Origin of the sequence: Methylobacterium sp. J-078, assembly GCF_022829285.1 — a bacterium.
Lineage (GTDB): Bacteria > Pseudomonadota > Alphaproteobacteria > Rhizobiales > Beijerinckiaceae > Methylobacterium.
On the sequence record NZ_JAKSYI010000118.1, the window covers coordinates 72,448 to 98,005 of the forward strand.

Annotated in this window: 26 protein-coding genes and 2 pseudogenes; 8 read left to right on the forward strand and 20 right to left on the reverse strand. The window is 72.5% G+C overall.

Annotated elements, in window-relative coordinates; all coding sequences use genetic code 11:
• Positions 1-47 precede the first annotated feature (47 nt).
• A pseudogene (locus MKK58_RS19775) lies at positions 48-290 on the forward strand (NUDIX hydrolase); the annotation flags it as partial.
• On the opposite strand, the gene fabI reads toward MKK58_RS19775, so the two are convergent.
• From fabI to fabA, 3 genes are all read right to left on the reverse strand, one after another.
• A complete protein-coding gene (fabI, locus tag MKK58_RS19780; RefSeq protein WP_243914065.1) occupies positions 287-1,120 on the reverse strand; it encodes an enoyl-ACP reductase FabI in 834 nt (277 codons plus the stop codon). The pseudogene MKK58_RS19775 and the gene fabI sit on opposite strands and share 4 nt — an antisense overlap.
• Positions 1,121-1,544: 424 nt before the next feature.
• Positions 1,545-2,771: a beta-ketoacyl-ACP synthase I gene (gene fabB / locus MKK58_RS19785; protein WP_243914259.1), complete on the reverse strand. Its 1,227-nt coding sequence runs from the start codon at positions 2,769-2,771 to the stop codon at positions 1,545-1,547.
• Positions 2,772-2,885: 114 nt separating this feature from the next.
• Positions 2,886-3,446, reverse strand: a complete 561-nt coding sequence (fabA, locus tag MKK58_RS19790; RefSeq protein WP_243914066.1) for a 3-hydroxyacyl-[acyl-carrier-protein] dehydratase FabA — start codon at positions 3,444-3,446, stop codon at positions 2,886-2,888.
• Positions 3,447-3,798: 352 nt separating this feature from the next.
• On the opposite strand from fabA, the gene irr reads away from it, so the two are divergent.
• On the forward strand, positions 3,799-4,308 hold the full coding sequence (irr, locus tag MKK58_RS19795) for a Fur family transcriptional regulator Irr (protein WP_238280982.1): 510 nt from the start codon (positions 3,799-3,801) through the stop codon (positions 4,306-4,308).
• Between the two features lie 182 nt (positions 4,309-4,490).
• A complete protein-coding gene (locus MKK58_RS19800) occupies positions 4,491-5,075 on the forward strand; it encodes a histidine phosphatase family protein (protein WP_243914067.1) in 585 nt (194 codons plus the stop codon).
• A gap of 4 nt (positions 5,076-5,079) precedes the next feature.
• Here MKK58_RS19800 and MKK58_RS19805 read toward each other — a convergent pair whose 3' ends face one another.
• The 8 genes and pseudogenes from MKK58_RS19805 to MKK58_RS19840 form a co-directional block, all read right to left on the reverse strand.
• Positions 5,080-5,793 carry a hypothetical protein gene (locus tag MKK58_RS19805; protein WP_243914070.1) on the reverse strand — a complete coding sequence of 238 codons (714 nt, stop codon included), beginning with the start codon at positions 5,791-5,793 and terminating at the stop codon, positions 5,080-5,082.
• Between the two features lie 78 nt (positions 5,794-5,871).
• Complete coding sequence (locus tag MKK58_RS19810) at positions 5,872-6,879, reverse strand: nickel/cobalt transporter (RefSeq protein WP_243914072.1); 1,008 nt, start codon at positions 6,877-6,879, stop codon at positions 5,872-5,874.
• Complete coding sequence (locus MKK58_RS19815; protein WP_243914074.1) at positions 6,870-7,568, reverse strand: DUF1007 family protein; 699 nt, start codon at positions 7,566-7,568, stop codon at positions 6,870-6,872. The genes MKK58_RS19810 and MKK58_RS19815 overlap by 10 nt, the downstream gene beginning before the upstream one ends.
• A 149-nt stretch (positions 7,569-7,717) precedes the next feature.
• The gene (locus tag MKK58_RS19820; RefSeq protein ID WP_243914076.1) at positions 7,718-8,188 is read right to left on the reverse strand and encodes a cytochrome c-type biogenesis protein; all 471 of its coding nucleotides are present in this window, start codon (positions 8,186-8,188) and stop codon (positions 7,718-7,720) included.
• Positions 8,185-10,188, reverse strand: coding sequence for a heme lyase CcmF/NrfE family subunit (locus MKK58_RS19825; protein WP_243914078.1), 2,004 nt, complete (start codon positions 10,186-10,188; stop codon positions 8,185-8,187). The genes MKK58_RS19820 and MKK58_RS19825 overlap by 4 nt, the downstream gene beginning before the upstream one ends.
• A gap of 183 nt (positions 10,189-10,371) precedes the next feature.
• A pseudogene (gene ccmE / locus MKK58_RS19830) lies at positions 10,372-10,807 on the reverse strand (cytochrome c maturation protein CcmE); the annotation flags it as partial.
• A 164-nt stretch (positions 10,808-10,971) separates the two neighbouring features.
• Positions 10,972-12,498 (reverse strand): c-type cytochrome biogenesis protein CcmI, encoded by a 1,527-nt coding sequence (gene ccmI, locus MKK58_RS19835; protein ID WP_243914087.1) that lies wholly within the window; start codon positions 12,496-12,498, stop codon positions 10,972-10,974.
• Between the two features lie 172 nt (positions 12,499-12,670).
• A complete protein-coding gene (locus MKK58_RS19840; RefSeq protein ID WP_243914094.1) occupies positions 12,671-14,089 on the reverse strand; it encodes a sensor histidine kinase in 1,419 nt (472 codons plus the stop codon).
• A gap of 88 nt (positions 14,090-14,177) precedes the next feature.
• Here MKK58_RS19840 and MKK58_RS19845 point away from each other — a divergent pair, with 88 nt between their 5' ends.
• Both MKK58_RS19845 and MKK58_RS19850 read left to right on the forward strand, forming a co-directional pair.
• Positions 14,178-14,495: a type II toxin-antitoxin system VapB family antitoxin gene (locus tag MKK58_RS19845; RefSeq protein WP_243914096.1), complete on the forward strand. Its 318-nt coding sequence runs from the start codon at positions 14,178-14,180 to the stop codon at positions 14,493-14,495.
• Entirely contained in the window at positions 14,495-14,896 is a 402-nt protein-coding gene (locus MKK58_RS19850) for a type II toxin-antitoxin system VapC family toxin (RefSeq protein ID WP_243914097.1), read from the forward strand. Before MKK58_RS19845 ends, MKK58_RS19850 begins: the two co-directional genes overlap by 1 nt.
• A gap of 2 nt (positions 14,897-14,898) precedes the next feature.
• On the opposite strand, the gene MKK58_RS19855 is transcribed toward MKK58_RS19850, so the two are convergent.
• The 6 genes from MKK58_RS19855 to MKK58_RS19880 form a co-directional block, all read right to left on the reverse strand.
• A complete protein-coding gene (locus tag MKK58_RS19855; protein ID WP_238280970.1) occupies positions 14,899-15,576 on the reverse strand; it encodes a response regulator transcription factor in 678 nt (225 codons plus the stop codon).
• 119 nt (positions 15,577-15,695) lie between these two features.
• Positions 15,696-16,058, reverse strand: coding sequence for a PepSY domain-containing protein (locus MKK58_RS19860; protein WP_243914098.1), 363 nt, complete (start codon positions 16,056-16,058; stop codon positions 15,696-15,698).
• A gap of 212 nt (positions 16,059-16,270) precedes the next feature.
• Positions 16,271-16,471: a hypothetical protein gene (locus MKK58_RS19865; RefSeq protein ID WP_243914099.1), complete on the reverse strand. Its 201-nt coding sequence runs from the start codon at positions 16,469-16,471 to the stop codon at positions 16,271-16,273.
• Between the two features lie 10 nt (positions 16,472-16,481).
• A complete protein-coding gene (locus MKK58_RS19870) occupies positions 16,482-16,829 on the reverse strand; it encodes a hypothetical protein (protein ID WP_243914100.1) in 348 nt (115 codons plus the stop codon).
• 27 nt (positions 16,830-16,856) lie between these two features.
• Positions 16,857-17,381: a hypothetical protein gene (locus tag MKK58_RS19875; protein WP_243914101.1), complete on the reverse strand. Its 525-nt coding sequence runs from the start codon at positions 17,379-17,381 to the stop codon at positions 16,857-16,859.
• A gap of 63 nt (positions 17,382-17,444) precedes the next feature.
• Positions 17,445-18,116 (reverse strand): lysozyme, encoded by a 672-nt coding sequence (locus tag MKK58_RS19880; protein ID WP_243914102.1) that lies wholly within the window; start codon positions 18,114-18,116, stop codon positions 17,445-17,447.
• Positions 18,117-18,191: 75 nt separating this feature from the next.
• Here MKK58_RS19880 and MKK58_RS19885 point away from each other — a divergent pair, with 75 nt between their 5' ends.
• The gene (locus MKK58_RS19885) at positions 18,192-18,422 is read left to right on the forward strand and encodes a hypothetical protein (RefSeq protein ID WP_243914103.1); all 231 of its coding nucleotides are present in this window, start codon (positions 18,192-18,194) and stop codon (positions 18,420-18,422) included.
• A gap of 4 nt (positions 18,423-18,426) precedes the next feature.
• On the opposite strand, the gene MKK58_RS19890 is transcribed toward MKK58_RS19885, so the two are convergent.
• Together MKK58_RS19890 and MKK58_RS19895 are read right to left on the reverse strand one after the other, a co-directional pair.
• Complete coding sequence (locus tag MKK58_RS19890; protein WP_243914105.1) at positions 18,427-20,298, reverse strand: DUF2793 domain-containing protein; 1,872 nt, start codon at positions 20,296-20,298, stop codon at positions 18,427-18,429.
• 44 nt (positions 20,299-20,342) lie between these two features.
• Positions 20,343-24,227: a glycoside hydrolase/phage tail family protein gene (locus MKK58_RS19895; protein WP_243914107.1), complete on the reverse strand. Its 3,885-nt coding sequence runs from the start codon at positions 24,225-24,227 to the stop codon at positions 20,343-20,345.
• Between the two features lie 152 nt (positions 24,228-24,379).
• Here MKK58_RS19895 and MKK58_RS19900 point away from each other — a divergent pair, with 152 nt between their 5' ends.
• Both MKK58_RS19900 and MKK58_RS19905 read left to right on the forward strand, forming a co-directional pair.
• Entirely contained in the window at positions 24,380-24,634 is a 255-nt protein-coding gene (locus MKK58_RS19900; protein WP_243914109.1) for a type II toxin-antitoxin system RelE family toxin, read from the forward strand.
• 78 nt (positions 24,635-24,712) lie between these two features.
• Positions 24,713-25,087, forward strand: coding sequence for a helix-turn-helix domain-containing protein (locus MKK58_RS19905; RefSeq protein WP_243914111.1), 375 nt, complete (start codon positions 24,713-24,715; stop codon positions 25,085-25,087).
• On the opposite strand, the gene MKK58_RS19910 is transcribed toward MKK58_RS19905, so the two are convergent.
• Positions 25,084-25,554: a peptidase P60 gene (locus MKK58_RS19910; RefSeq protein WP_243914113.1), complete on the reverse strand. Its 471-nt coding sequence runs from the start codon at positions 25,552-25,554 to the stop codon at positions 25,084-25,086. The genes MKK58_RS19905 and MKK58_RS19910 overlap by 4 nt on opposite strands.
• Positions 25,555-25,558 lie beyond the last annotated feature (4 nt).

Consider the following 25,558-nt stretch of genomic DNA (forward strand, 5'->3'; position numbering starts at 1 on the left):
CACCATGGCGGAGATCGCCGATGGCGGGCCGCCGGGGACGCCGGCCGTGGTCGCTGGCGAGCGGCATCTCCACCGAGCGCATCCACCTGTTCCTGGCCGCCTATCGGGCCTCCGACCGGGTCGGCGGCTGTGGCGGCGCGACGGGCGAGCACGAGAACATCAAGGTCGTCGAGATGCCGCTGGTCGATCTGGCGGATCTCGCCGATCGCGGCGAACTCACCGACATGAAGACCCTGACCCTCGTCCTGCGGGTGCGCCGGCCGGACCTGTTCGCTAAGGCGAAATCCTAGACCGCGTCGCCGATGACGCCGGCCTCGTCCTGCGCCTGGAGCACATCGGGGCGGGGCATCGAGATGATGTTGTAGCCGGAATCGACGAAGTGGATCTCGCCGGTCACGCCGCCCGAGAGGTCCGAGAGCAGGTACATGGCCGAGCCGCCGACCTCCTCCTGCGTCACCGTCCGGCGCAAGGGGGCGTGGGCCTTCTGGTGGTTGAACATCAGGCGGGCATCCGCGATGCCCGCACCCGCCAGGGTCCGCATCGGGCCGGCCGAGAGGGCGTTGACCCGGATGCCGTCGGGGCCGAGATCCCCCGCAAGGTAGCGTACGGATGCTTCCAGCGCCGCCTTGGCGACCCCCATGACGTTGTAGTTCGGCATGATCCGGGTGGAGCCGCCATAGGTGAGCGTGAGGAGGGAGCCGCCGCGCGGCATTCGCTTGGCCGCGCGCTGGGCGATCTCCGTGAAGGAGAAGCACGAGATCGTCATCGTGCGCGAAAAATTCTCGCGGGTGGTGACGTCGACGTAGCGGCCCTTGAGCTGGCCCTTGTCGGAGAAGCCGATGGCGTGGACGACGAAGTCGAGGCCTTCGGGAAAGCGCGCGTCGAGGGCGGTGAACAGCGCGTCGACGCTGGCGATATCCTCGACGTCGCAGGGCAGCACGATGTCCGATCCGACGGAGGCGGCGAGCGGCGTCACGCGGCGGCCGAGGGCATCGCCCTGGTAGGTGAAGGCGAGGTCCGCCCCGTGCCGGTGCAGGACCTTGGCGATGCCCCAGGCGATCGAGTGATCGTTGGCGACCCCCATGATGAGGCCGCGCTTACCCGCCATCAAACCCGTCATGCTTCATCCCTGGACGCAGAACCCGGGCCCTGGCGGCCCGTCTCGGTGTGGGACGAGGCTTACGCGGGGGTCGTGGGCCTGTCCAATCGGGAGGCACCGATCTGGTCCGATCTGGACCATTCCCACCCCCGAAACGAAGAGGCCCCGTCCCGGCGTCGGCGCCGGCACGGGGCCTGAACTCTGGAAAGCGAAGGCGGTCCGAGGGCTAGAAATACCCGTCCGTGTCGCAATTCGCGCGGTCGATGATGGCCTGCTTGACGAACACGGCGGCCGTTCCGGCAATGGCGAAGCCGCCGAACGTCCCGAGGGTGAACCAAAGCATAGCCGTAACTTTCAATCCCGTCCTGCCGCGAAGAAACGCAGGTCGGTGTTCCAAGTTCCTTGAGTTCTCCGGCTCAAGGTTCTGCCGGATTTACGCCTAAGCTTAGGCGTCGACGTTCTTCAGGACGAGGGTCGCATTGGTGCCGCCGAAGCCGAAGGAATTCGAGAGGACGTGGCCGAGCTTGGCCCCATCGCGGCGCTGGCGCAGGATCGGCATGTCGGCGAAGGCCGGGTCGATCTCGTCGATATGCGCGCTCTCGCAGATGAAATCGTTGTTCATCATGAGGAGCGCGTAGATCGCCTCCTGCACGCCCGTCGCCCCGAGGGAGTGGCCGGTGAGCGACTTGGTGGCGGCGATCGGCGGGCAGGCGTCGCCGCGTCCGAAGACCTCGCGGATCGCCTCGATTTCCTTGGCATCCCCCACCGGCGTGGCGGTGGCGTGCGGGTTGATGTAGTCGATCGGCGCGCCCTTCAGGCCATCGATCGCCTGGCGCATGCAGCGCACCGCGCCCTCGCCGGAGGGCGCGACCATGTCGTACCCGTCCGAGGTGGCGCCGTAGCCGGCGATCTCGCCGTAGATCGTCGCGCCGCGCGCCTTGGCGTGCTCGTATTCCTCCAGCACCAGCACGCCGGCGCCGCCCGCGATGACGAAGCCGTCGCGGTTGACGTCGTAGGCCCGCGAGGCCCGCGCCGGGGTGTCGTTGTACTTCGAGGACATGGCGCCCATGGCGTCGAACAGCACCGAGAGGGTCCAGTCGAGGTCCTCGCAACCGCCCGCGAAGATGATGTCCTGGCGTCCGCCCTGGATCACCTCGGCGGCGTTGCCGATGCAGTGGTTCGAGGTCGCGCAGGCGGACGAGATCGAATAGTTCACGCCCTTGATCTTGAACCAGGTCGCCAGCGTCGCGGAAGCGGTGGAGGACATCGCCTTCGGCACCGCGAACGGGCCGACGCGCTTCGGGCCCTTCTCGACCGCGATGGCGGCGGACTCGACGATGACCTTCGTGGAGGGGCCGCCCGAGCCCATGATGATACCGGTGCGGTCGTTGGAGACGTCGCTCGCCTCCAGGCCGGCGGCCTTGATGGCCTGATCCATGGCGACGTGGTTCCAGGCGGTGCCGCCGCCGTGGAAGCGCATGGCGCGCCGGTCGACGATGCCCTCCGGATCGAGGGTGGGGCGGCCCTCGACCTGGCTGCGGAAGCCGTGCTCCGCATAGGACGCCGAATGCCCGATGCCGGACTTGGCCTCGCGGAGCGAGGCGAGGACTTCCTCGGTGTTGTTGCCGATGGATGAGACAATGCCCATCCCGGTGATCACGACACGCCGCATGGACACGATGCTCTCCGCCGCCGGGGCTTGTAGGTCGCGGCGCGCGTTCGGCGACCGCATCTTCGTGTTGTGTCAGGTAGGACCGGGATGCCCCGATCTCAACCGCGCGGGGTCTCAGCCGCCCGCGGCCTCGGTCTGCGCCTGGAACAGCGCGACGCGCAGGTCCTTGGCCTCGTAGATGCGGGTGCCGTCGGCCTCAAGCCAGCCGTCGGCGATGCCCAGCACCAGCTTGCCCAGGCGCACGCGCTTGATGTCGATGCCGTAGACGACCTGCTTCACCGTGGGCAGGACCTGATCCGAGAACTTGACCTCGCCGACGCCGAGCGCCCGGCCCCGTCCCGGAGCCCCGAGCCAGCCGAGATGGAAGCCCACGAGCTGCCAGAGGGCATCGAGGCCGAGGCAGCCCGGCATCACCGGGTCGTTCTTGAAGTGGCAGCCGAAGAACCAGAGGTCCGGCCGGATGTCGAACTCGGCGCGCACGTGGCCCTTGCCGTGGGCGCCGCCCTCGCTGCCGATGGAGACGATGCGGTCGAACATCAGCATCGGCGGCAGCGGCAGCTGCGCGTTTCCGGCGCCGAACAGCTCGCCACGTCCGCAGGCGAGCAGTTCCTCGTAGGAATACTGCGAGGCCCGCTGGGGCACGGTGGTCGACGGGGCGTTCGGATCGGAAGCCATGATGCGCGGATCGGTCCTCGATGTGTGATGCCGGGGCGGGCCTCGCTCCGGCAGATGTGGCCGTGTCCCGGCCGGGACCGGCCCGGGCCGCTCCCACCGACGACACGGCGCGAATTCGGCGCCTCGTTAACACAGGGCCAGGACGCCTCAAAGCACCGACGCCTCAAAGCACGGACGCCTCACGGCAGGGGTGCCCCGAGACGGGATCGCCGGCGGGGCCGGACCTCCCGCGCCGCCCGGCCCGCATTGCGCCTGCCCTGGGTGCATGCCGTTCGGGTTGCGGTGGCGGTGCCGGTTCCGTATACCTAGGTCTTCAAGTCCTGTTTCTTTGCGTGGGATGTTCATCAGCCCAATGTCGAACCTTCTGCCCCTGCAGGCCGTGCTGAACGCGCGGGCCTCCGTCCCCGCCGGCGATGCGGCCGCCGGCCGCCGCGGTTGCCCGTTGTCGGATCTGCGCGATCGTCTGCGCCGCGCGGGCCTGCGTCCGACGCGTCAGCGCCTGTCCCTGGGCTGGCTGCTGTTCGGGCGCGGCGACCGCCACCTCACGGCGGAAATGCTCTACGACGAGGCGATGCGGGCCAAGGTGCCGGTCTCGCTGGCGACCGTCTACAACACGCTGCACCAGTTCACCGAGGCCGGCCTGCTCCGCCAGCTCGCCCTGGACGGCTCGAAGGCGTATTTCGACACCAATCCCAGCGAGCATCACCACTTCTTCCTCGAGGACGAGGGGCAGGTGCTGGACATGCCCGATTGCGGCATCACCGTCGATTCGCTCCCCGAAGCCCCCGAGGGCATGGAGATCGCCGGCGTCGAGGTCATCGTGCGCCTGCGCCGGCGCGGTCCGGTGGCCCGCAAGGCCTGAACGGCCCCATCACGAGACTGGATGCGCATGAGGCCCGGGAAACCGGGCCTTTTTCGTTGTCGCGCCCATCGGCGCCGCCGGATGACAGAGCAACGATGGCCGTCCTCCCGGGTTATCGGACGGGGTGCGCGCGCCCGCACGACCCCTTCCCATCAGACTTCTCCCATCAAGACCGGATCGGTATGGCTCCTTCTCGCATCGTCTGTGTCCGCCACGGCGAATCGACCTTCAACGCCGCTCATCGCCTGACCGGCCGCGATCCCGGCCACGTGGATGCCCGGCTCACCGAACGGGGTCTCGCCCAGGTCCAGGCGGCGCGGGCCGCCCTGCACGACATCCCCTTCGACCTCGTGGTGACCTCGCCCCTGACCCGGGCGATCCAGACCACGAAGGGCATCTTCGGCGACCATCCGAGCCGGCCGCGCATCCTCGTCGAGGTGCTGCACCGGGAATGCCAGGAGAGCAGCTGCGACGTCGGCCGGGCGGCCTCGATCCTGGCGGCCGAGTTTCCCGACGTCGCCGTCGATCACCTGCCGGAGATCTGGTGGCACGCGGAGGGCGAGCCCGATGCGAGCGGCGTGCATATCGAGCCGCGCCATCTCTTCGATGACCGCGTGCGGGGTTTTCGCGATTGGCTGCTGGCGCGGCCCGAGCGCAGCATCGCGGTGGTCGGCCACGGCACGTTCTTCTTTCACCTGACCGGAACCTGGCTCGACAATTGTCAGACGGTGGCGTTCGACCCCGCCGCGCTGCCCGCCGAGGCCTGAGCGCTCAGGGCGCCCCGGTCCGCGCGGTCTCGAACCGCTCCCGCGCCAGGGCGACGTCGATCGCGCCTGTTCCGCCCCCGAGATCGAGGGCCTCGTCCAGGATCGCGGCGGCCATGGCCCAGGTCCCGGGCACGAACGGGGCGGCCCCTTCGGCCACCTCGGCGGCGCAGCGCGCATCCGCGAAGGCCTTAACCGCTGCCGAGGCGGCCCGCGCCACCGCCGCCGCCCGGGCGCCCGCCACCCAGGACCCCTGTCGCCCGGCGGCCTCCGCGCGCGCGCCGCCCTCCCAGGCTGCGGCCCGGGCCGCGTCCCCTGCGGCCGCCGCGTCCGCCGCGCCGTCGCAGCGGGCGGCGAGGGCGGGCAGGCCCGCATGGTCGAGGAGGGGTGGGAGGATGCGGCGAACGCTCGCCCGGGCGAGGAAGGTCACGCGCTCGGCCTCGACGGCCGGATCGGCGGCCGAGCCGGCCAGGCGCAGCACGAAGGCCATCAGCCGGGGGCGCTCGGCATCCGGCATGGCGTCGTTCAGCCCGAGGGCATAGGCAGCCAGGGGCCGCGAGAAGCAGGGCGGACAATCGGCCGAGGCGCGGATCGCCCGGTAGGGCAGGCCGGCGGCGACGATGGCGGCTTCGTTGATGCAGGTGCCGCCGTCCGGGCCGGGAAAATCGTGCGAGCCGGCCAGGAGCCGCCAGTTCAGGATCGGCTCGAAGCCTGCCGCCATGCCCATTCTCTCCTGCTGCCGAAGCAGACTGGCACGGACGGGCCGGCTTGGCGAGGCGGTTGGAGAAGAGGCGCTGCGTCAGCCGCCGAGGTCGGCCGCCAGACCCGCCAGCATGGCGAGGCCGAGCACCAGCACGAAGGCGCCCGCGAGGAGTTCGAGGGCACCGACCACCCGCGCCCCGGTCCGTCCGCGTCCGCCCGCGAGGCGCAGGGCCAGGACCTTGGCGAAGACCGCGAGGCTCGCGAGCGCCCCCGTGGTGAGGGCGGTGCCGAGCGCCATGGCGAAGGTCGCCGCGATGCCGGCGGCCAGCAGGCCCTGCGAGGCGGAGAAGACGAGGATCAGCACGGCCCCCGCGCAGGGGCGCGTGCCCGCCGCCAGCACGATCCCGGCCCGCTCGCGCCAGGTCGCGAGGCGGCTCAGGGCCGCCGCGTCGGTGAGATGGACATGGCCGCAGCCGGGGGCGCAGGCCGCCGCGTCCTGGCCCGCGAGCCGTCCGGCCTTGCGCCAGGTGAGGGCGAGCCCGAGGAGCGCCACGAGGGCGAAGCTCGCCGTCTCGATCACCGTGCCGGCCCGGGTCATGCCCGCGGCGGTGGCCCCGAGCAGCAGGGTCCCGACCCCGACGAGGGCGATGGCGACCAGGGCCTGGAGCAGGGCGGCGGCGAAGCTCAAGGAGAAGCCGCGCAGCAGGGCGCGTTCCCCGGCAACGATGTAGCCGGCGATGACCGCCTTGCCGTGGCCCGGCCCGGCGGCGTGGAAGACGCCGTAAGCGAAGCCCAGCAGCATCATCGGCCCCCAGGCGCCGCCCTCCTTGAGGGCGCGGACGGACGCCTGGAGGCTGCGCGAGAAACTCGATTGCAGGGCGAGGATCCAGCCGCCGAGGCCGGTGGCCTGGGGGGCAGCCTCGCGAAAGCCGATGCCGAAGGGCGAGCGCGGCGGCGGCGCGGCGATGCCGGGACTGATCAGCCAGACGAGGCCGGACAGGACCAGAGCCGCGACGGCCACGGCGATCAGCGCGAGGAGCGCCTGCCGGACGAGGTGCCGGCGCGGATCGGCCGGGGCGGTTCCGAAGGCGGCGCCTACGGACACGCGACGAGGATCCGGTTGGCGAACTGCAGGCCGTAATTCGAGGCCGAGGTCAGGGCCTCGAAGAAGGCCTCCGACATGCCGGGCTTGGCGTCCGCCGTCTTCCCGTCCGCGCCCCTGCCCTCGGCGCCGGGATCGCCCTTCGGGCGGGTCAGCGTGGCGGCGCAGCCGCTCGGGGCGCCGGTGAGGCGCGCGGCGTCCGCGCCCTCCGCCAGCGCGAAGGAGACGAAGAAGGTGGGGTCGTAGACCTCGACGGCGGTGACGCCGCGCCCCTGGGCCACCGGCGCCTTGAGGGGCAGCAGGAAGCTCAAGGTCAGCTTGTCGCCGTCCATCGTCATGCGCGGCTCGGCGGGGTCCGCGAAGGCCTGCTCCTTGCCCGCGACCTTCAGCTTGGTGAAGTAGCCGAACTCGGCGAGGTTGCCGGTGTTCTCGGCCGCCAGCCCCGCGAGTTCGTCGGGCGTCAGCCGACCGTCGCCGTTCTTGTCGAGGCCCTGGGTCACGAAGGCGGAATAGGAGGCATCGAAGGTCCAGGCGTGCCGGATGCCGGTGACCCGCCCGCCCTCGCCATAGGCGATCTCGGCCTTCGTCGTCACCCAGACATGGGGATGCGCGCGGGCGGGGGACGCGACCAGCGCTGCAGCCAGCGTCGGCGCGAGGAGGCTCAGGAGGCGGTGCGGCGACGCGATCGGCATGGCACGGGACGCTCGCGACTCAGGGTAAAGACATCGTTAAGGCCGGCACCGGACCGGGGTCGGGCGTCCGGGCCAGATCTCTCCCGGTACTGGGGCGAAAGCGAGGCGTGCCCCGGCGCGCGATCGTTCACCGAAGCGGGAACGCGCCGTCAGTCGCGCCGGGTCAGGGCGGCAATCTCCGCCTGCTCCTCGGGGCTGAGGCCCTGCGGCACCGGCTCCGGCCGGCGGCGCGCAAGGCGCCAGAGCCCGAACAGTCCGAGGGCCACCACCAGCCCCGGGGTCAGCCACAGGAGCAGGGTGTGCAGGGCGAAGACGGGCCGCAGCAGCACGTATTCGCCGTAGCGCCCGACGACGTAGGATTGCACCTGCGCGTCGTCGTCGCCGGCCTTGAGGCGCTCGCGCACGATGAGCCGCAGGTCCCGGGCCAGGGGCGCATCGGAATCGTCGATGGACTGGTTCTGGCAGACGAGGCAGCGCAGGCCGGAGGAGATGTCCCGGGCGCGCGCCTCCAGGGCGGGGTCCTTCAGGACCTCGTCCGGCTGGACCGCGCCGGCCCCGCCCGCCAGGGCGAGGAGGAGGGCCAAAGCCGCCGCGGCGCGGGGCAGGGGAGGCCGGCTCATTCGGCGGGCGCCATGCCGGGCGGAAGCGGCTTCGACTTCGCCCGCGCTGGCGCGCCGACGCGCATGCGCCGGTCGGTGAGGGAGACCGCGCCGCCGAGCGCCATGACCACCGCGCCGAGCCAGATCAGCAGCACCAGGGGCTTGTAGTAGAGCCGCAGGCCGATGCCGCCCTCGGGGAGCACTTCGCCCAGGCTGGCATAGACCTGGCTCGCCCCGATGGTGAGCAGGCCGGACTCCGTCACCGTCATCTTGCGGCTCGGATAGAAGCGCTTGCCGGTCTCCACGGTGCCGACGAAGTCGCCGCCGGCATTGCGGATGGTGAGGAAAGCGGTGGTCTCGGTGTAGTTCTCGCCCTGCCGGGGGCCGACCCGGTCGAGGGTGGCCACGTAGGGGCCGGAGGCCAGGGATTCGCCGGGTTTCACGGTCTTCAGCCCCTCCGTCGCCCAGCCCTGCGCGGCGATGCCGAGCACAACGACTCCGACGCCCGCATGCGCCAGCGCCGTGCCCCAGGCGGAGCGCGGCAGGCCGGCGGCGCGACGCCAGATCGCGGCGGCACCCCGGGTGCGGCTGGCGCCGTAGCCCCGCGCCCGCGAGATGATCTCGAGGGCAGAGCCGACCACGAGGTAGGCCCCGAGGCCGATGCCCACGGGGGCCATCATCGGGCCGCCCCAGGTCAGGGCCAGCACGGCGAGGCCGACCACGAGGGCGATGGCGAGCGCCGCGAACAGGCGCTGGGTCGCCGCATGCACGTCGCCGCGCTTCCAGGCCAGGGTCTGGCCGAACGGCACGATGAGGAGGAGCGGGATCGCGAGGGGGATGAAGGTGTAGTTGAAGAAGGGAGGGCCCACCGAGATCTTCTCGGCGGTGAGCATCTCCAGCAGCAGCGGATAGAGCGTGCCGACGAACACCGTGGCGCAGGCGGCGGCCAGGAACAGGTTGTTCATGACGAGGGCGCCCTCGCGGGAGATCGGCGCGAAGATGCCGCCCTGACGCAGCATCGGCGCCCGCCAGGCGAACAGCGTGAACGAGCCGCCGATGAACAGGATCAGGATGGCGAGGATGAACACGCCGCGGGTCGGGTCCGTGGCGAAGGTGTGGACCGAGGTCAGCACGCCCGAGCGCACGATGAAGGTGCCGAGCAGCGAGAGCGAGAAGGTGAGGATGGCCAGCAGCACCGTCCAGACCTTCAGGGCGTCGCGCTTCTCCATCACCACGGTGGAGTGGAGGAGGGCGGTGCCGGCGAGCCAGGGCATCAGCGAGGCGTTCTCGACCGGGTCCCAGAACCACCAGCCGCCCCAGCCGAGCTCGTAATACGCCCAGTACGAGCCCATCGCGATGCCGAGCGTCAGGAAGCTCCAGGCGATCAGGGTCCAGGGCCGCACGGCCCGCGCCCAGACCGCGTCGATGCGCCCGTCGATCAGGGCCGCGATGGCGAACGCGAAGGTGATCGAGAAGCCGACGTAACCGACGTAGAGGAGGGGCGGGTGCACCGCGAGGCCGAAATCCTGCAGGAGCGGGTTGAGGTCGTTGCCCTCGACCGGCGCCGGGTTCACCCGCGTGAATGGGTTCGAGGTCGTGATGATGAACAGCACGAATACGAAGGTGATCAGCCCCTGCACCGCCAGGGTGTTGGCCCGCAGGGTCGGGGGCACGGATTCGCGCGCCACCGCCACCAGCGCCCCGAACAGGGCCAGGATGAGGACCCAGAGCAGCATCGAGCCCTCGTGGTTCCCCCAGACGCCGGACAGCTTGTAGAGGAAGGGCTTGGCGGTGTGCGAGTTCTCGACCACGTTGAGGACCGAGAAGTCCGACGTGGCGTGCGCGTAGGTGAGCGCCCCGAACGAGAACAGGATGCAGGCGAAGGCGCCGAGCGCGGCGGGCGTCGCCACGGACCTCAGGGCCTGGTCGCCCGAGCGCGCCGCCCAGACCGGCATCACCGCCTGGACCAGGGAGAGGGCCAGCGCGAGCGCCAGCGCGAAATGGCCGACCTCGATCAGCAAGGCGGGATGTCCTTCCGGTTTAAGAGGGGCCGGTTTGAGAGGGGCCGGTTCGAGAGAGACCGGTCTGCGCCGCGCATCATCGCTCGCTGCGCTGGCCGAGCGTCTTGTCGGTCACCGAAGTTCCGTTTTCGGAAGCCTTGATGTCCGAAGGCTTGCTGTCGGGGACCTTGGCGTCCGTCATGCCCTTGCCCTCCTGCCAGCGGCCCTGCGCCTTCAGGGCGTCGGCGACCTCGCGGGGCATGTAGGATTCGTCGTGCTTGGCCAGCACCGTGTCGGCGCGGAACACCCCGCCCGGCCCGAGCGTGCCCTCGGCCACCACGCCCTGGCCCTCGCGGAACAGGTCGGGCAGCAGGCCGCGATATTGTACCTGCACGGTGGCGTTGGTGTCGGTCACCGAGAAGTCGACGGTCTGGTCCGGCCCACGCTGGAGGGAGCCGTCCTTGACGAGGCCGCCGAGGCGGAAGCGCGTGCCCTGCGCCACGGTCTGGGCCGCGACCTCGGTGGGCGAGCGGAAGAACACGATCGATCCGCTCATCGCCGACAGGATCAGGCCGAGGGCCAGGGCCAGCACGGCGCCGCAGGCAGCGATCAGGACGAGTCGGCGGCTCTTGCGGGTCACGGGTGGCGCTTCCGTCTCGGTGGCGTGGGGGGCGTCGTTGCGCCCTGGCGATATGATGCAGGATCGGATCCTGCTACTTCCGGTGTCGGCCGTGCGCCCGGCCGGGTCAAGGGCCGGGGCCGGGACCGATTGTCAGGGGCGGGCCGGCGCGCGGGGGCGCTGTCCTACGGTTTACCCGCGGGTGCGGCCGGCTTCGGCGCCTGCCCGCGCAGGTCGAGTTCCCGCGAGAGTTCGTCGAGACGCTCGATCGCCCCCGGGTCCGGGCTCAGCGCCATCCGCGCCCGGTCGAGGATCTGGGCGGCCCGCTCGCGCTCGCCCAGCACGCTGTAGGAGCGCACCAGGCGCAGCCAGTCGTCGACGCTGCCGCCCTTGGCCGCAAGCCGCCGGTCGAGGCCCGCCACCATGGCGCGGATCGCCGCGTCGCGCTCGGCGGCCGGCATCGCCTTGACGGCGGCCACGGCGGCCTCGGTGCCGGCGCGCCCCGCCTCGTCGGCGGCGCTCGGCACGCCCGGGGCCGGGGTGCCGGCGAGCCCGACCTCGCGGGCCATCTCGTCCAGGCGGCCCTTGGCCTCCGGATCGTCCGCCAGGGCCTTGCGCGCCCGCTCCAGGGCGGCGGCGGCCTTGTCGCGCTCCTTGAGCACGCCGTAGGAGCGGACGAGGCGCAGCCACTCGTCGAGGCTGCCGCCCGTGTCGGAAAGCCGCCGGTCGAGGCCCTCGACCATGCCCCGGATGGCGCCTTCGCGGCCGGCCGGGGGCAGGGACTGGAGCGCGGCGGCACGCCCCGCGTCGGGCGTCTGGACACGCCCCTGGCTCGGTGCCTGGGCTTGCGCCTGGGCCGGCGCCTCGCCCTTCAAGCGCGCGAGGTTCTCCGTCACCAGGGGAAGCCAGGGCGCGTCGGCGGGGGCCGCCGCGACCATCGCCTGCAGGCGCCGGATCGCATCGGGGATGTCGCCCTCGAGCTCGGCCGCCCGGGCCATGTAGAATTGCGGCTTGGCGACCTGACCGTCGAGGTCGATCGCGCGCTGGAAGATGGACTTCGCCTGGGGCGTAACGGCGCCGTTGCCGGCCGCCACCAGGGCCTCGCCCCAGTCGGACAGGCGCTGCGGCGTCTCGCCGAGGATGCGGCTCGCGGCCTCGTAGGCATGCGCCGCGTCGTCGAAGCGGCCCATCCGCATGTAGACGGGGGCCAGCACTGACCAGCCGCGCCCGTCGGTGGGATCGGCGGCCAGGCGCGCCTCGATCTGGCCGATGGCCTTGAGGAGGTCCTGGTCGGCACTCTGCACGGATTGGCGCTCGGCCGCGCTCTGCGCGGGCATGTGGGGCGAGCCGTAGATCCCGTAGGCGATGAGAGCGACGAGGGGGATGGTCGAGAGCGCGAAGGCGGAAGCGGCCCGGCGCTGGCGCAGGGCCGGCTCGGCCATGCCGGGGCTCACGGGCACGCCGGCCCGGTTGGCCCGGATCAGCCTCCGCGCCGCCTCGGTGCGGGCGGCCTCAGCCTCGGGGGCGGCGATCAGGCCGCGGGCCTCGTCGCGCGCGATCTCGCGCAGTTGATCCTCGTAGAACCCGGTCTCGGTGGCGAGGCCCCCGGCCTCGGGCGCGGCGGCCGGATCGGCCCGGCGCGACATCGGCCAGAGCAGGGCGAACACCGCCGCGCCGGTCATGAACGCTAGTATGAACCAAAGTGCCGTCATCACGCCCCGGACGCTGCCCCGCTTGCATGTAGACGCGGGCTCCCGTCGGCACGATGCGGGCATCGGGCGACACGGTGTCACGCGCGAGCGCTGGGGAAGAACGGTACAACCTTAACGGATACGCCCGGCGGATCAAACGCCCGGCGGTTCGGGCCCGCCGGACCCGGCCGCCTCAGTGCGGTGCGACGCCGGCCGGCGCGTCCCCCGGCACCTCGATCACCGCCCGCAGGCCGCCCAGGGTCGCCTCCTCCAGGCGGAAGCGCCCGCGATAGAGGGCGGCGAGGTCGGCCACGATCGAGAGGCCGAGGCCGGAGCCGGGCTTCGTCTCGTCGAGGCGACGCCCGCGCCCGAGCACCGCCGCCCGGTCCTCCGGGGCGAGGCCCGGCCCGTCGTCCTCGATCGCCACGAGAAGATGGGGATAATCGTCCTTGCCCACCGCCTCCGCCCGGATCGCCACCCGGCTGCCGGCCCATTTCGAGGCGTTGTCGACGAGGTTGCCGATCATCTCCTCGAAATCCTGCCGCTCGCCCCGGAAGCGCAGGCCCGCCGGCACGTGGACCTCGTAGGCGATGTCCTTGTCGCGGTAGATCTTGCCGAAGGTGCGAACCAGGCCGGCGAGCGCCGGCTCCACCTCCGTGGAGGTGCCCAGCGTACCGGCGAGCGCCGCCGCCCGGGCCCGGTCGAGGTGGTAGTTCACCTGGTCGCGCATCACCGCGGCCTGCTCGCGGATCTTGGCCGAGAGGTCGCCGGGCGCGTCGGCGGCGCCGACCTCGTTGACGATGATCGAGAGCGGGGTCTTCAGGGCGTGGGCGAGGTTGCCGACCTGGGTGCGCGCCCGCTCCAGGATCTCCCGGTTGGTCTCGATGAGCAGGTTCACCTCGCCGGCCAGGGGCGCGATGTCGCGCGGATACTCGCCGGTGATGCGGTCGGATTCGCCCCGCCGGATGGCGCCGAGCGCCGTGCGTAGCTTGGCCAGCGGCGCGAGGCCGAAGCGGATCTGCAAGAGCGTCGTCAGGGCGAGCGACAGGCCGAGCAGGCCGAAGGTGACCATCAGCGAGAAGCGGAAGCGGTCGACGTCGTTCTCGATCTCGTCGGCGGGGCCGGCGACCCGCACGGTGTAGCGGCCCTCCTCGCCGAGATCGACGTCGCGCTCGATGACGCGCAGGCGGCGCTCGTCCTGGGCCCGGCCATAGCCCTGGCGGATCTGGCCGATGCCCGCCTTGGTGTCGGGCGTGCCGGCGGCCTTCAGGGGCACGCCGACGAGGGAGCGCGAGGTGCGCAGGTCGCGCGGCTTCGCATCGGGGCGGCCGATCTGCCAGTACCAGCCCGACAGCGGCAGGTCGAAGCGCGGATCGCTCAGGGTGAAGGAGCGGCTCTCCGGATCGTTTGGCGAGACGAGGTCGGTGGCGAGGTTGTTGGCGTAGACGAGGAGGCGGCTGTCGAAGGCCCGCTCGGTGTTCTCGCGGTACAGGGTCGTGAGGATCCAGGCCGCGATGAGGAGGATCGCCGAACTCGCCAACAGCGCCGAGGTGGCGAGGCGCACGGCGATCGAGCGGCGCCGCATGGGCAACCAGGAGGGAGAGGGAATCATGCGGTGTCCGTCGTCAATGTGTGATCATCCTCGCCATGCCCCCGGCAGCGCGACGGATTGATGTAGACAGGACGATGACGTTATGTACATGTCCGATGCCGTCTCGCATGCCCGGATGCAACTTCAAGGCGCCTTGGAATGCACGGAGAGAGGCGAAGAATCGACCATGGCACTCCACATCCGCGACCCCGAAGCCGACCGGCTTGTGCGCATGCTCGCCGAGCGAAAGGGGATCGCCCTTACCGACGCCATCAAGCTTGCCGTCGGCAACGAATTGCGACGCGATGCCGAAAAGCTCAGCCTGCGTGAGCGGATTCGGCCGATACAGGAGCGTATCGCTTCCTATCCACCGACCGGCCTCGAAGCCGACAAGGCTTTCTACGACGAAATCAGCGGTGATGCCTGATGTTTGTCGACGCGTCGGCTCTGGTGGCGATCCTGGCATCCGAGGTCGGCAGCGACGACCTCCTCGATCGCCTGGAGGCCGCCTCCGACCGGTTCACCTCTGCGATTGCGGTCTATGAAGCCGTGCTGGCGCTTTGCCGAAAGCGCCAAACATCCGCCGATGTCGCGCAGGCCGATCTGATTGCCTTTCTGGACGCCGCCGGTATCCGCCTGATGGCGATCCCACCACAGGCAGGTATACAGGCGATCGCGGCCTTCGCCCGGTATGGCAAGGGAACGGGGCACCCGGCCCAACTCAACATGGGCGATTGCTTCGCCTATGCGATGGCCAAGATCCATGCCGCCCCGTTGCTCTTCAAAGGCGACGACTTCACCCGGACCGACCTCGCCGGAACCTGCTGAGATCACACCCGCGGCGCGGGCTGGTTCGGGTCGACGAGGTAGCCGAGGCCCCGCACGGTCTGGATCAGGTCGACGGCGAGCTTCTTGCGCAGGCGGCCGACGAAGACCTCGATGGTGTTGGAATCGCGGTCGAAATCCTGATCGTAGAGGTGCTCGGTCAGCTCGGCCCGCGAGACCACGCGGCCGGTGTGGTGCATCAGGTAGGAGAGCAGGCGGTACTCGTGGCTCGTGAGCTTGACCGGATTGCCGTCCACGAAGACCCGGCCGGAGCGGGTGTCGAGCACCACCGGCCCGCAGGCGATCTGGCTGGTGGCGTGGCCGGCCGCGCGCCGCAGCAGGGCACGCACGCGGGCCATCAGCTCCTCCATGTGGAAGGGCTTCGTCACGTAGTCGTCGGCCCCCGCATCGAAGCCGTCGACCTTGTCGGACCAGCGGTCCCGGGCGGTGAGGATGATGACGGGGGTCTTGATGCCGGCCCGGCGCCACTTCTGGAGGACGCTGACGCCGTCGGTCTTGGGCAGGCCCATGTCGAGGATGATCGCGTCGTAGGGCTCGTTCTCGCCGAGATAGCCGCCCTCCTCGCCGTCGAAGGCCTTGTCGGCCACGTAGCCGGCCTCCTCCAGCGCGGTCACCACCTGCCGGTTGATGTCCCGGTCATCCTCCACCACGAGCAAGCGCACGGTCCAGAACTCCTACGATGATGGCCCGAACCTCGTCCGTCGCGAGCAACGCACGTTAGACGGCCCGCGCCGGACGCGAAACACCCTTCCGGGTCCCCGCGCGATCACGTTCGACGGTCTCAGGGTCCGCTGACCTGACCGGTGGTGGCGTCCACCATGACGTGGACGAACTGCCCGTCCCGGCGCAGGGCCGTGAGCAGGTAGACCAGCGTCTCGTCGTTGCGGCACAGGCGCGCCCGTTGGATCTCGGCGCGCGGGATGACCTGACGCGCGGCGCGGATCGCCGCCACGGGGGCGATCACGCGCTTGTCGGCCACCGCCTCGCGCAGGTCGGCGGCACTGAGGCAGGTCTCGCTGCGCGGAACGGCGATGACGGGCGCGGCGACGGTTCCGGGCGTCTCCTCGGCGAGCGTATCGATCGAGCCCGTCGCGAATCCCGCGATGGTCAGTCCGATCAACAGCAGGGCGAGAAGGATACGCATGATGGACAGATCTAGGGACGAGGCACTGAATGCGCCCTGAATAGCGAGCCAAGCCGAACCTCGGCTATCCGGTTCCCGGCATGGCTGCCCCCCACCGGGCTCCTCCGCGTTTGGCATCCGCATCCCTCAGACCAAATCCTGTACCTGAGGGCTGGCCGTGGTCCGATACGGCTTGGGCGATGCGGCCTCCCCTCGATCGAGGGGCGGCCGTATCAGAGGCCGCCCGGGGCAAGGCGGGCGAGGGTCGCCTGCAGGACCGAGCCGATCTCGGCCTGCCGGTCGACATGGTCGAGGGCGGCCTTGCGCAGGGCCAGGCTGGAGCGCTCGAAGCGCCGGCGGGCGGCGGTGAGGCGCAGGGCCGCGAGGCGGCGGCAGCGCCCGCGCCGGAGCACGCGAAGGTCGGGTCGGGTCACGGCATCCTCCTCAGGGGCGGGCGCGCGGCTCGCCGAGCCGGCGCAGGATCTCGTCGAACTTCTCGCGGCCGCGCTCGTCGCTGCGCTCGACGCCGCGCGCGACCTCGGCGGTGAGCCGGGCCAGGTCCTCCAGCACGCGGGTCCTGCTTTCCAGGGCGGCTGCCACGGCGGCGTTGGTCTGCGAGGCCCGCTCCAGGGCGGTCGCTGTGGCGCCCGCATCCACCAGGCGCGCCTCCTGGGCGCGGGCGCCCTCGCGGTGCAGGTGGAGGCAGGCGAGCCCGAGCAGGACGGCGACGATCCAACCCGCGCCCTCCTGGGAGACGAGCAGGCGGGCGGCCTCGAGGGCGATCTTTTCCAAGGGCCCGGTCTCCGGCGTGCGGGGTGGTCAGGGCAGGGTGGCGGGGCGGCGCCCGCGCGCGGCCTCCAGGGCCGGCGCGAGGGTGTTGTCCGCCGTGGCCGCCTCCTCGAGGGGCAGGCTGCGGAACACCTTCTCGCCGAGGCCCTCGACCCCGCCGGCCGCGCGGACGAGCCAGCCCGGGGCCTGTTCCAGGGCGCGCTCGACCGCGCTGGCGATCACCCGCGCGCCCACCGGCACCGTCAGGGTCCGGCCGCGCACGGCCCCGGCCACGGCGTTGATGCCGTAATCGGCGACGTTGCGCACGAGCCGCTCCACCAGGGTGCTGGTGACGAGGACGCGCAAGGGGCCGGTCAGGCGGGCCAGGGCCGCCAGGGCGGCGGTGGCGGCCAGGGGGACGAGCACGGCGCCCAGGCCCTGGATCGCCTCCGCGAGGGCATCGCCCCAGGGCAGGACGATCGCGGGCCCGGCGGCCGCGCAGGGTCCGGTGAGGGCGGCGAGGATCACGGCTCCGGCGGCGAGCGGACGGACGCGGGATGCGGCGAAAGGGACCATGGTGGGCTCCGGGGTTCGGCGACGGGATTCGGGCAGGAGATGCAGCGAGGGGGCTCGGGGCGGTCAGCCGGTCCGGCCGGCACCGGCCCGCAGGGCGGACCAGAGGCGAGCCCAAACCCCCGGCGCAGGCGGGGTCTCCGACGCCGGCAGGGGGGCGGGGGCAAGACGAGTGGGGGCAAGCGGGGCCGGGACCGGGACCCGTGCGCGCGGCACGGACCGGCGCGGGGCGGGGAGGCTCGAGACCGGCGGGCTCGGGGCTGGGATCGGCGCCGCGTCGCCCCGGCGGGCCCGAGGCAGGGCCTGGGCGTAGGGCGTGCGGAACTGATCGTACTCGGCGCCCCGGCGCGGGATCAGCGCGGCCGGGCGGTTCCACATCAGGATCGCCTCGGCGGCCCCGGCGCGGTCCCCCGCTCTCAGGCGGCGCAGCACCGTCGAGCGCGCGAAGGCCGCCGGGCCGATGTTGAAGCAGAGCGAGACCAGGGCGTCGAAGGCGTGGTCCGGCAGGTCCGCGGGGACCGCCGCCGCCACGCTGCGCACGTAGCGGGCGAGATCGCGCCGGAAGAGCGCGTCGCAGGCGGCGTCGGTCAGCCGCAGGCCCGGCGTGACCACGGGCGGTCCGGCGGCGGCGGTGTGTCCGACGCCGATGGTCCAGATGCCGACGCTGTCGCGGTAGGCGGTCAGGCGGCGGCCCTCCCGGGCGATCAGCACGGCCTCGCCGATGGCGCTCATGTCCATGTGCCAACTCCGGTTGCTTGAAGACTGCGGGGATCGATGCGACATCCATCCTGGTCACGTGGTCAGGAGGCGGATATGCTGCGAAAGCTTGTCTCGGCTGCTTTGAGGCGGGATTTGTCCGAGGACGACGGTCCGGCGGACTCCAGCGGCGGGGCCGTCCAATCGGTGGCGGCCGCGGCGCCTCCGGATCCGGAATTCCCGCCGATGCAGCCGGTGCGGCCACCGGCGGCGGAGAACGACAATCCCCTGTCGGGGTTCTGCCCCACGGTGGAAGCGAGCCTGCAGGCGGCGGGCTACCTGCGCTGACGTCTCAGGGCGTGCCGGTTTCGAGGGCCGTGAGCCGCGCATCGAACCCGCGCGCCAGGAACAGCAGCAATTCGTCGGTGCGGAAGCCGTAGCGCTCCCCGGCCGGCGTGCCCGGTGTCGCGGGCCGCGCCGGGATCGCGGGCCGCGTCGGCATCCCGTCCGCGCCGTATTCGGGCTCGGAGCCCGGTGTCGCGGGCGCGGGTTCGGTTGCCGCCCAGGCATCGCGGCAGACGAGGCCGAGGGCGAAGGGGTCGAGGCCGTGCCCGGCCAGGACCGCGATCGCCCGCTGGACCGTCAGGCCCACATGGAGCCGCGCGCCGTCGCCCTTGGCCGCCACGGCGTCGAGGAATCGGAACGTCCCGATCTCCCGCGCCAGGGCGGTCGCCGCCGCGATCTGCGCCTCCGTCAGCGGCGTCACGGGCGTCTTCTCGCGAGCATCCGACGTGTTGATGCTGCCGGTCGCCGCGTAGACCACCGTGGCGCGCTGCGTCGCGGTGCCAAAGCTGAACGCGTTGTCCGTGCCGTGCGCGACCACCCCGCCGAAGGTCGCCGGCCCGCTCGTCGCGAGCGAGCGGAACGTGCCGATGCCGGCGGTGTACGCGGTTCCGGCGGCCAGGATGACGCCGATGCCGAGCTTGAGGGAGCTTTCCTCCCCGTTGACGCAGGCCACGAGGAGCCAGTTCGAGGGTGTCTGGAAGTTCGCGCCGAAGCTCGTGATGCGCAGCGTCACCGCACTTTTGCCCCCGCCCGGCGTATGGACGGCCCAGAGCCCTTCCCACGCGTTCAGGACGATGCCCTCCGCGTTGGCTGGGCGCGCGACACCGTTATAGACCTGTTCGGCGGGGATGCCGCCGCTCGGAAAGTTCACCTCCACGTGGCCCTCGATCGCGGTCTCCTGGCCGACCGGAATGCACAGGAAGCGGTTGGTCCACCGGACCCGGCCGCCCGGCCCGCCCCAGGTGATCGTCCCGCCGCCGGTCATGGTCGCTTGCGCCTTGAGGTAGTCGCTCGCGGCGCCCGACAGGGTGCCGAGGCCGGTGTCGAGGCGCGTGCGCGGGGTGGTCGTGCCGAGGCCGAGATTGCCGGCGCCGTCCACGCGCAGGCGTTCCGTGCCGGCGGTGGCGACGGCCCAGCGGTCGGCGCCTGGGGAGAACGTGCCCGTATCCGGGTCGCCCGCTGCCGCCAGCGCGGGGGCGGCGGCGGCGCCCGCCACCACGGCCAGCGCCCCGGTGCCACGGTTGACCCGCAGGGCTTCGCGGAAGGTGCTGCCATCGGCCGAGACCTTCAGGGACAGGTCGTCGTCGCCGGTGAGGCCGAGCTCGGCCCTGCCGGAAAAGCCGCTCTGAAACAGGAGCGAGAGGACGTTGCCGGCGGCCTGCTTGTTGAGGATGTAGCGCAGGTCGCCCGATCCGCCCTCGCCGGTGGTCAGGGCGGTCCACAGGGCCTTGTTCAGCTTGGCGGCGAACGGGTTGCCGGCATCCGCCGTCGTGCCGAGCCCCACGCGCGCGAGGTTCTGCAGGGCCGCGATGGTGCTGCCGAGGGCGATCCAGGCGCTGCCCGAATGGACGTAGACCAGGCCCTCGTCGGCGATCCAGGCAAGCCAGCCCGCCCGGGGGACCGCGCCGATCCAGACCCCGTCCTGGAAGCGGACGACCTGCCCCGAGAGCCCGGCCCAGGCCCCGGTCGGCTCGGACGCCAGCACGAGATAGCGATCGCCCTCGGTTGGGCTCGGTGGCGGGCTCGCCCGGTCCTTGTCGAGGCAGGCGAGGTGGACCAGGGCGTCGAGCTCGGCCAGGGCCTCGTTGTGGGTGACGTGCTTCTGGGCCTGCCCCGCCGCGATCAGCGGCAGGGCGAGGCGGGGGGTGGTCTCGGACATCGGCCGGCTCCGGAACGGGGTTGAGGACGGGAAGCATGCCCGGTTCAGGGCGCGCGGACCGGGAGGCGGCCGCGCGTCGCCGGGCCGGGCCCGGTCAGGGTGCCGATCTGGGCGACGGCGACGTCGAGCCGGTCTTGAGGGCCGCCGAAATCGGCGGCCTCGTCGGCGGCGGCGTAGAGCAGGCCCGGCCCGTCCGCCGTCAGGCTGCGCAGGCTCGCGCCGTCGCGTCCGAACACCGTGACCCGGTAGGCGTCGGGCGCTTCCCCCGGCGGTTCGGCCACGTCCCAGGAATCGCCGTCGCGCCGGGCCCGGCGCATCCAGGACAGGCGCACGCCCGCCGGCTCCCGCCGGGCGCGCAGATGGACCGGGCGTAAGGGACGGAAGGCGTCCAGGCCGGCCTGCGCGGACAGCTCCACGAAGGCCGGGTCGGCGGGATCGCGCTCGGCGGGGCCGATCCGGTAGCGGAAGCGCCGTCCGGCCTCGTCGAGGCGCGTGACGAGGGGCACGATCGCCGCGTCGAGGCGCACGACGAGGCTGCCGGCCGGGATGGGCCGCCCGGCTGCGGCCTCGCTCCCGGCGAGCCCCCGCAGGAGGCCGGTCAGGCGGTAGGTCTCCCGCCCGATCAGCGCGGCGCCCGCCGCCGAGATCAGCTCGATGTCGCCGTCGGGCCCCCGCAGGGCGAAGAGGTTGCCGCCCGCGAGGGCCGCGTCCGGGGCGATCGATCCGAGATCGCCCGCATGCCGCAGGCGGACGTCGAGCCGGGCGCCCCGGTCGAAGCGCCAGAGCGGGCCGGGGGCGAGTTCGGTCAGGGTCTCGCCGAGGGCGGCGGGGTAGTCGACAGTTCCGAACGGGCTCAAGGGGGCCTCGGCGCCCTCCGCCCGCCAGATCGCCACCGTGCCGGGCCAGGGATCGGCCGCCACCGCCAGCACCTGGAGGGGCGCCGGTGCGCCGCGATCGGCCGGCAGGTCGAGGGCGACCGCGAAGGGCGGCCCGGCGAGCGCCGGCAGGGCGCGGCGCGGGCGCGCCTCCGCCCGGTCGCCGGCCCGGGACGGGCCACCGGCGAGCGGCACCCCGCGCGTCTCCACCTGGCGGCCGAGCGGATTGTCGGCGATGCGCAGGATGCGGTGGGGCGCGCCCTCGCCCGGCAGGGCGAGGAGGTCGCCGGGCACGAGGTCGATCCGGCGCGGGCTCACGGTAAAGCGGGCGGTGTCGCGGGCGGCGAGGCGGGCGTCGAGGGCGGCCTCGGCCAGGGCCTCGGCGCTCTCGCGGCGGGTGACGATGGCGGCCTCCATCCGCGCCTCGCGCCGGCGCGCGTCGGTGGGGCGGATCGCGGCGGCGCTGGCGCGGCGGTATTCGGGGCTGTCCGCGTCGGTGAAGCCGAACTCGACCGAGCGGGGCAGTTCCGCCTCCTCCGCGCGGACCCGGTTCAGGGGCGCGTCCCCGGCCCGCATCGTCACGAGGTCGCCGGCCTCCAGAACCAGCGGGTCCGTGCGGCGCGGCCCGCTCACGGTCAGGGTCCCGGCCAAGGCCGCGACGTCGAGGCCGTAGACCTCCGCGAGGGGCTCCAGGGCGGCCCGGGCCGACATCGGCCGGTCGATGACGTAGCCGTCGAGGAAGGCGTCCGCCGTGATCGCGGCCGGCACGGCGATGCCGAGGTCGGACAGGATCGCGCCGACGAGGCGGTCGAGTTCCAGCCCCTCCAGGCGCCCGGTGATCCAGTGGCCCACCGCCCAGTTGCCGGCATCCGCCCAGACGGTGTCGAAGTCGGGAAAGGCCGGGAAGGGCCGCGCGTCCCAGGCCCAGACGAAGATCAAATCGGCCGGCACCATGCGTCCGCCGTAGAGGGGCGAGACCGGGTTGTGGGCGGGCTCGAAGCCGGGCAGGGCGGGGTCGAACCGGCCCAGGATGGCGGCGAGGCCCCGGGCCTGGATCAGGTCGTCCCGCATCCCCCGCGAGTGCGGCGGGGCGGCGTTCTCAGCGGATTTCGGGTCGGGGAAGACGTTGGGCCCGTTGGTGCCTCGGTCCACCGCCGGCACGCCGATCTCGGTGAGCCAGATCGGCTTGGCGTGGGGCACCCAGGCGGTGGTCCGGGTCTCGCGGCCGCCGTCGCGCTCGACATGGGGGTTCGACCACCAGCCCACGAGGTCCTTGGCCCGGTGGATCCAGGGCTTGCCGTAGGCCCCGTCGGTGATCGGCGTGCGGACCTGCGCGGCCCGGTCGGCGGCGTCGCGATAGTACCAGTCGAACGCTTCCCCGGCGCCGATCCGGTCCTTCAGGTAGGCCCGGTCGTAGATGTCCCCGGCGAGCGCCCGGTCGGCGTGGGTGGCCCCGTCGCGCCAGTCGCTGAGCGGCGGGTAGTAGTCGATCCCGACGGCGTCGATGGCCGGGTCGGAAAAGAGGGCGTCGAGGGGAAAGCGGATCGTCGCCCCGCCGTCGCGGACATCCGCCCCGTACTCGGTCCAGTCGGCGGCGTAGACGAGCTTCACGCCGGCCCCGAGGCGGGCGCGCACCGCCCGGGCGAGATCGCGGAACCCCGCCACCGCCGGGTAGGCGCCGCCCGCGCCGCGCACCCGGGTGAGGCCGACGAACTCGCTGCCGACGATGAAGCCGGCGATGTCCACCCCCTGCGCCATCCAGGCGGCGGCCAGATCCGCGTAGTGCAGCAGGAACCCGCGATAGGATTCGAAGAACGCGGCCACCTGCGCGTCCGCCGCCGCCGTGCCGTCGGGGCTTGCCGGCAGGCCGGGCGCGGGGTGGCAGGTGATGCGCCCGCGCCAGGGATAGGGCGGCTGGTTTCCGGCCCCGCGCGGATCGGGCCGGGTGTTGCCGGTAGGCACATCCATCATCACGAAGGGATAGAGCACCACGCCGAGGCCGCGCCGGCGCAGCTCGGCCACGAGCCGGGTCAGGCCCGCATCCGAGGGGGTGCCGCCATAGGCGGAGCCGCCCCCCGGCGCCGCCGAGACGCGGCCGACCTGCGCCCGTCCGAGGCCGGCCACCGACCAGATGTCGCCGGTCGTCACCTTGGTGGCATTGTCGACCTTCGGCTGGATCGTGCAGGCGCCGACGCGCAGGTCGTCGCCGAACCAGCTCGCCACCACGGAGACGCGGGTCAGGCGCGGGCACAGGGCCTGGAGCGCGTCGAGGGAGGCGACGACGTCGGTGCCGGCCTGAAGCTGGAACCGGTTGGCGGGCCGCGTGGTCCCGAAGCCGGAATCCTCGGTGACGCGCGCCGGGTCGAGCCCGAACTCGGTGGAGCCGGGAATCAGGCAGACGGCCCGGATCATCCCGGCGAGCCCCGAGACCGGGCGGATCACCTCGAAGGCGAATTGCGGGACGCGGTTGCCGAACTCGGCCAGGGCCAGGCGCTCGAACACCACGTAGGTGAGGCCCCGATAGGCGGGCGCGTTCCCGGGCCCCTCCTTGGCGACGACGAGCGGGTCGGGTGCCTGGTCCGCCCCGCCCCGGTGCAGGCGGTACGCGAGGGTGGTCAGGTCGAGCTCGCGCCCGTCCGCCCAGACCCGGCGGATGCCCGCGATCTCGCCCTCGCACAGGCCGATGGCGAGGTCGACGAAGTAGGCGTAGGCCGTGCGCACGGTTCGGCCGCCGCCCCCGCCGCCCTTGGCCCCGGCCGCCCGCTCGACGCTGGTGCTCGCGACCTCCAGGGGCCGCGTCGCCCAGATCAGGGTCCCACCGATCCGAGCCCGGCCGTAGACGCGCGGGATCGGGTCGCCCTCGGTGGAGCTCAGGCCCGCCACGTCTGACAGGCGCGGACCTTCGGTCCGGCGGGTGCCGGACCCGCCGAACAGGGCCCCGTCGATGCCGGAGCCGGCGGCCGCGCCGACCGCGCTGCCGATGATGCCCCCGATCGGCCCGCCGAGCGCCGTGCCGACCGCCGCCCCGGCCGTTTGCAGGATCAGCGTGGCCATGGCGGTCTCCGGGTGAGGGCGACGAGAGCGACGAGGGCTGGAGCGCCGGCGGCGCGCGCACCGGGTCGGGTTCGGGCTATCGCGCCCCGCGGACCCGCCGCCGCGCCCCGGCTCGTCCTTGCGGGTGAATAGCGATATGCTATATTTCAGCCGTGAAACGGATCGCGTACAGCAAGGCGGCCCTGAAGACGCTGAGCCGGATGCCGGCCAACGTCTCGGCGATGATCCGGTCCAAGATCGCCCTGTTGGCGGCCGATCCGGCGGCGCAGGCCAACAACGTGAAGGCCCTCAAGGGGGAGCCGGGGATCTATCGCCTGCGCGTCGGCGACTGGCGCGTCCTCTATACGGACCAGGGCGAGATCCTCGCCGTGATCCGGGTCGCCCCTCGGGGCAGCGCCTATGACTGACCCTGATGAAACCGCCGGAGCGGAACGCACCGAATTGGAATGCGCTGAAACGGAACTTGCTGGAATGGAACTCGGCCCATGAACGCCCAGACCATCGTCACCCCGGCGGGCGAGCGCCTCGTCGTCCTGTCCGAGGCCGATTTCCGCGTCCTGACCGAGGCGGCCGAGGACAATGCCGACCGCCTCGCGGTCCAGGAGTTCCGCCGCCGGCTCGCCGCCGGCGAAGAGGAACTGCTGCCCTCCGTCATGGTGGACCGCCTCCTGGCGGGCGAGAACCGCATCCGCGTCTGGCGCGAGCATCGCGGTCTCACCGCCCGCGCCCTGGCGGAGGCGGCCGGGATCGCCCAACCCTTCCTGTCGCAGATCGAGACGGGCAAGCGCGAGGGCACCGTGGACACCCTGCGTCGGATCGCCGAGGTCCTGTCGGTCGCGATCGACGACCTCGTCAGTTAGCCGTCGCCCACGCCGGGAAAGCGGAAAACGTGCGCGAGGTGGCGCAGCCACCAGCCCGTCAGGGCCACCTCCGTGACGGCGGCGCCGTCATAGGCGTGGACCATCGTGCCGGCGTGAGCGCCAGCGCCAGCGCCGGTGGCGATGGCGCAGTGCCGGGCCGGCAGGTGGGCGCGGAAGCGGAACAGCAGCACGTCGCCGGCCCGGGGCGGTCCGTCGACGGGCGCGAGGTGGCGCCTTGCCGCCTCCGCCAGGGGATCGCTGCCGGGGCGCGCCGATTCGGCCCAGGACGCGGAATAGGGCGGGGCCGCCTCCGGTTCGGGGCCGAGGGCCTCGCGCCAGACCCCGCGCAGGAGGCCGAGGCAGTCGCAGCCGACGCCCTTGAGGGAGGCCTGGTGGCGGTAGGGCGTGCCGATCCAGCCCCGCGCCAGGGCGACGATCGTCTCGGGGTTCACCGTTTCGGTTTTCATGGCG

Coding starts and splice junctions, on each gene's coding strand:
- fabI (WP_243914065.1), bottom strand. CDS start 1,120: ATGACGGGTTTGATGGCGGGTAAGCGCGGCCTCATCATGGGGGTCGCC.
- fabB (WP_243914259.1), bottom strand. CDS start 2,771: ATGCGGCGTGTCGTGATCACCGGGATGGGCATTGTCTCATCCATCGGC.
- fabA (WP_243914066.1), bottom strand. CDS start 3,446: ATGGCTTCCGATCCGAACGCCCCGTCGACCACCGTGCCCCAGCGGGCC.
- irr (WP_238280982.1), top strand. CDS start 3,799: ATGTCGAACCTTCTGCCCCTGCAGGCCGTGCTGAACGCGCGGGCCTCC.
- MKK58_RS19800 (WP_243914067.1), top strand. CDS start 4,491: ATGGCTCCTTCTCGCATCGTCTGTGTCCGCCACGGCGAATCGACCTTC.
- MKK58_RS19805 (WP_243914070.1), bottom strand. CDS start 5,793: ATGGCGGCAGGCTTCGAGCCGATCCTGAACTGGCGGCTCCTGGCCGGC.
- MKK58_RS19815 (WP_243914074.1), bottom strand. CDS start 7,568: ATGCCGATCGCGTCGCCGCACCGCCTCCTGAGCCTCCTCGCGCCGACG.
- MKK58_RS19820 (WP_243914076.1), bottom strand. CDS start 8,188: ATGAGCCGGCCTCCCCTGCCCCGCGCCGCGGCGGCTTTGGCCCTCCTC.
- ccmI (WP_243914087.1), bottom strand. CDS start 12,498: ATGACGGCACTTTGGTTCATACTAGCGTTCATGACCGGCGCGGCGGTG.
- MKK58_RS19840 (WP_243914094.1), bottom strand. CDS start 14,089: ATGATTCCCTCTCCCTCCTGGTTGCCCATGCGGCGCCGCTCGATCGCC.
- MKK58_RS19845 (WP_243914096.1), top strand. CDS start 14,178: ATGTCCGATGCCGTCTCGCATGCCCGGATGCAACTTCAAGGCGCCTTG.
- MKK58_RS19850 (WP_243914097.1), top strand. CDS start 14,495: ATGTTTGTCGACGCGTCGGCTCTGGTGGCGATCCTGGCATCCGAGGTC.
- MKK58_RS19860 (WP_243914098.1), bottom strand. CDS start 16,058: ATGCGTATCCTTCTCGCCCTGCTGTTGATCGGACTGACCATCGCGGGA.
- MKK58_RS19875 (WP_243914101.1), bottom strand. CDS start 17,381: ATGGTCCCTTTCGCCGCATCCCGCGTCCGTCCGCTCGCCGCCGGAGCC.
- MKK58_RS19880 (WP_243914102.1), bottom strand. CDS start 18,116: ATGGACATGAGCGCCATCGGCGAGGCCGTGCTGATCGCCCGGGAGGGC.
- MKK58_RS19885 (WP_243914103.1), top strand. CDS start 18,192: ATGCTGCGAAAGCTTGTCTCGGCTGCTTTGAGGCGGGATTTGTCCGAG.
- MKK58_RS19890 (WP_243914105.1), bottom strand. CDS start 20,298: ATGTCCGAGACCACCCCCCGCCTCGCCCTGCCGCTGATCGCGGCGGGG.
- MKK58_RS19895 (WP_243914107.1), bottom strand. CDS start 24,227: ATGGCCACGCTGATCCTGCAAACGGCCGGGGCGGCGGTCGGCACGGCG.
- MKK58_RS19905 (WP_243914111.1), top strand. CDS start 24,713: ATGAACGCCCAGACCATCGTCACCCCGGCGGGCGAGCGCCTCGTCGTC.
- MKK58_RS19910 (WP_243914113.1), bottom strand. CDS start 25,554: ATGAAAACCGAAACGGTGAACCCCGAGACGATCGTCGCCCTGGCGCGG.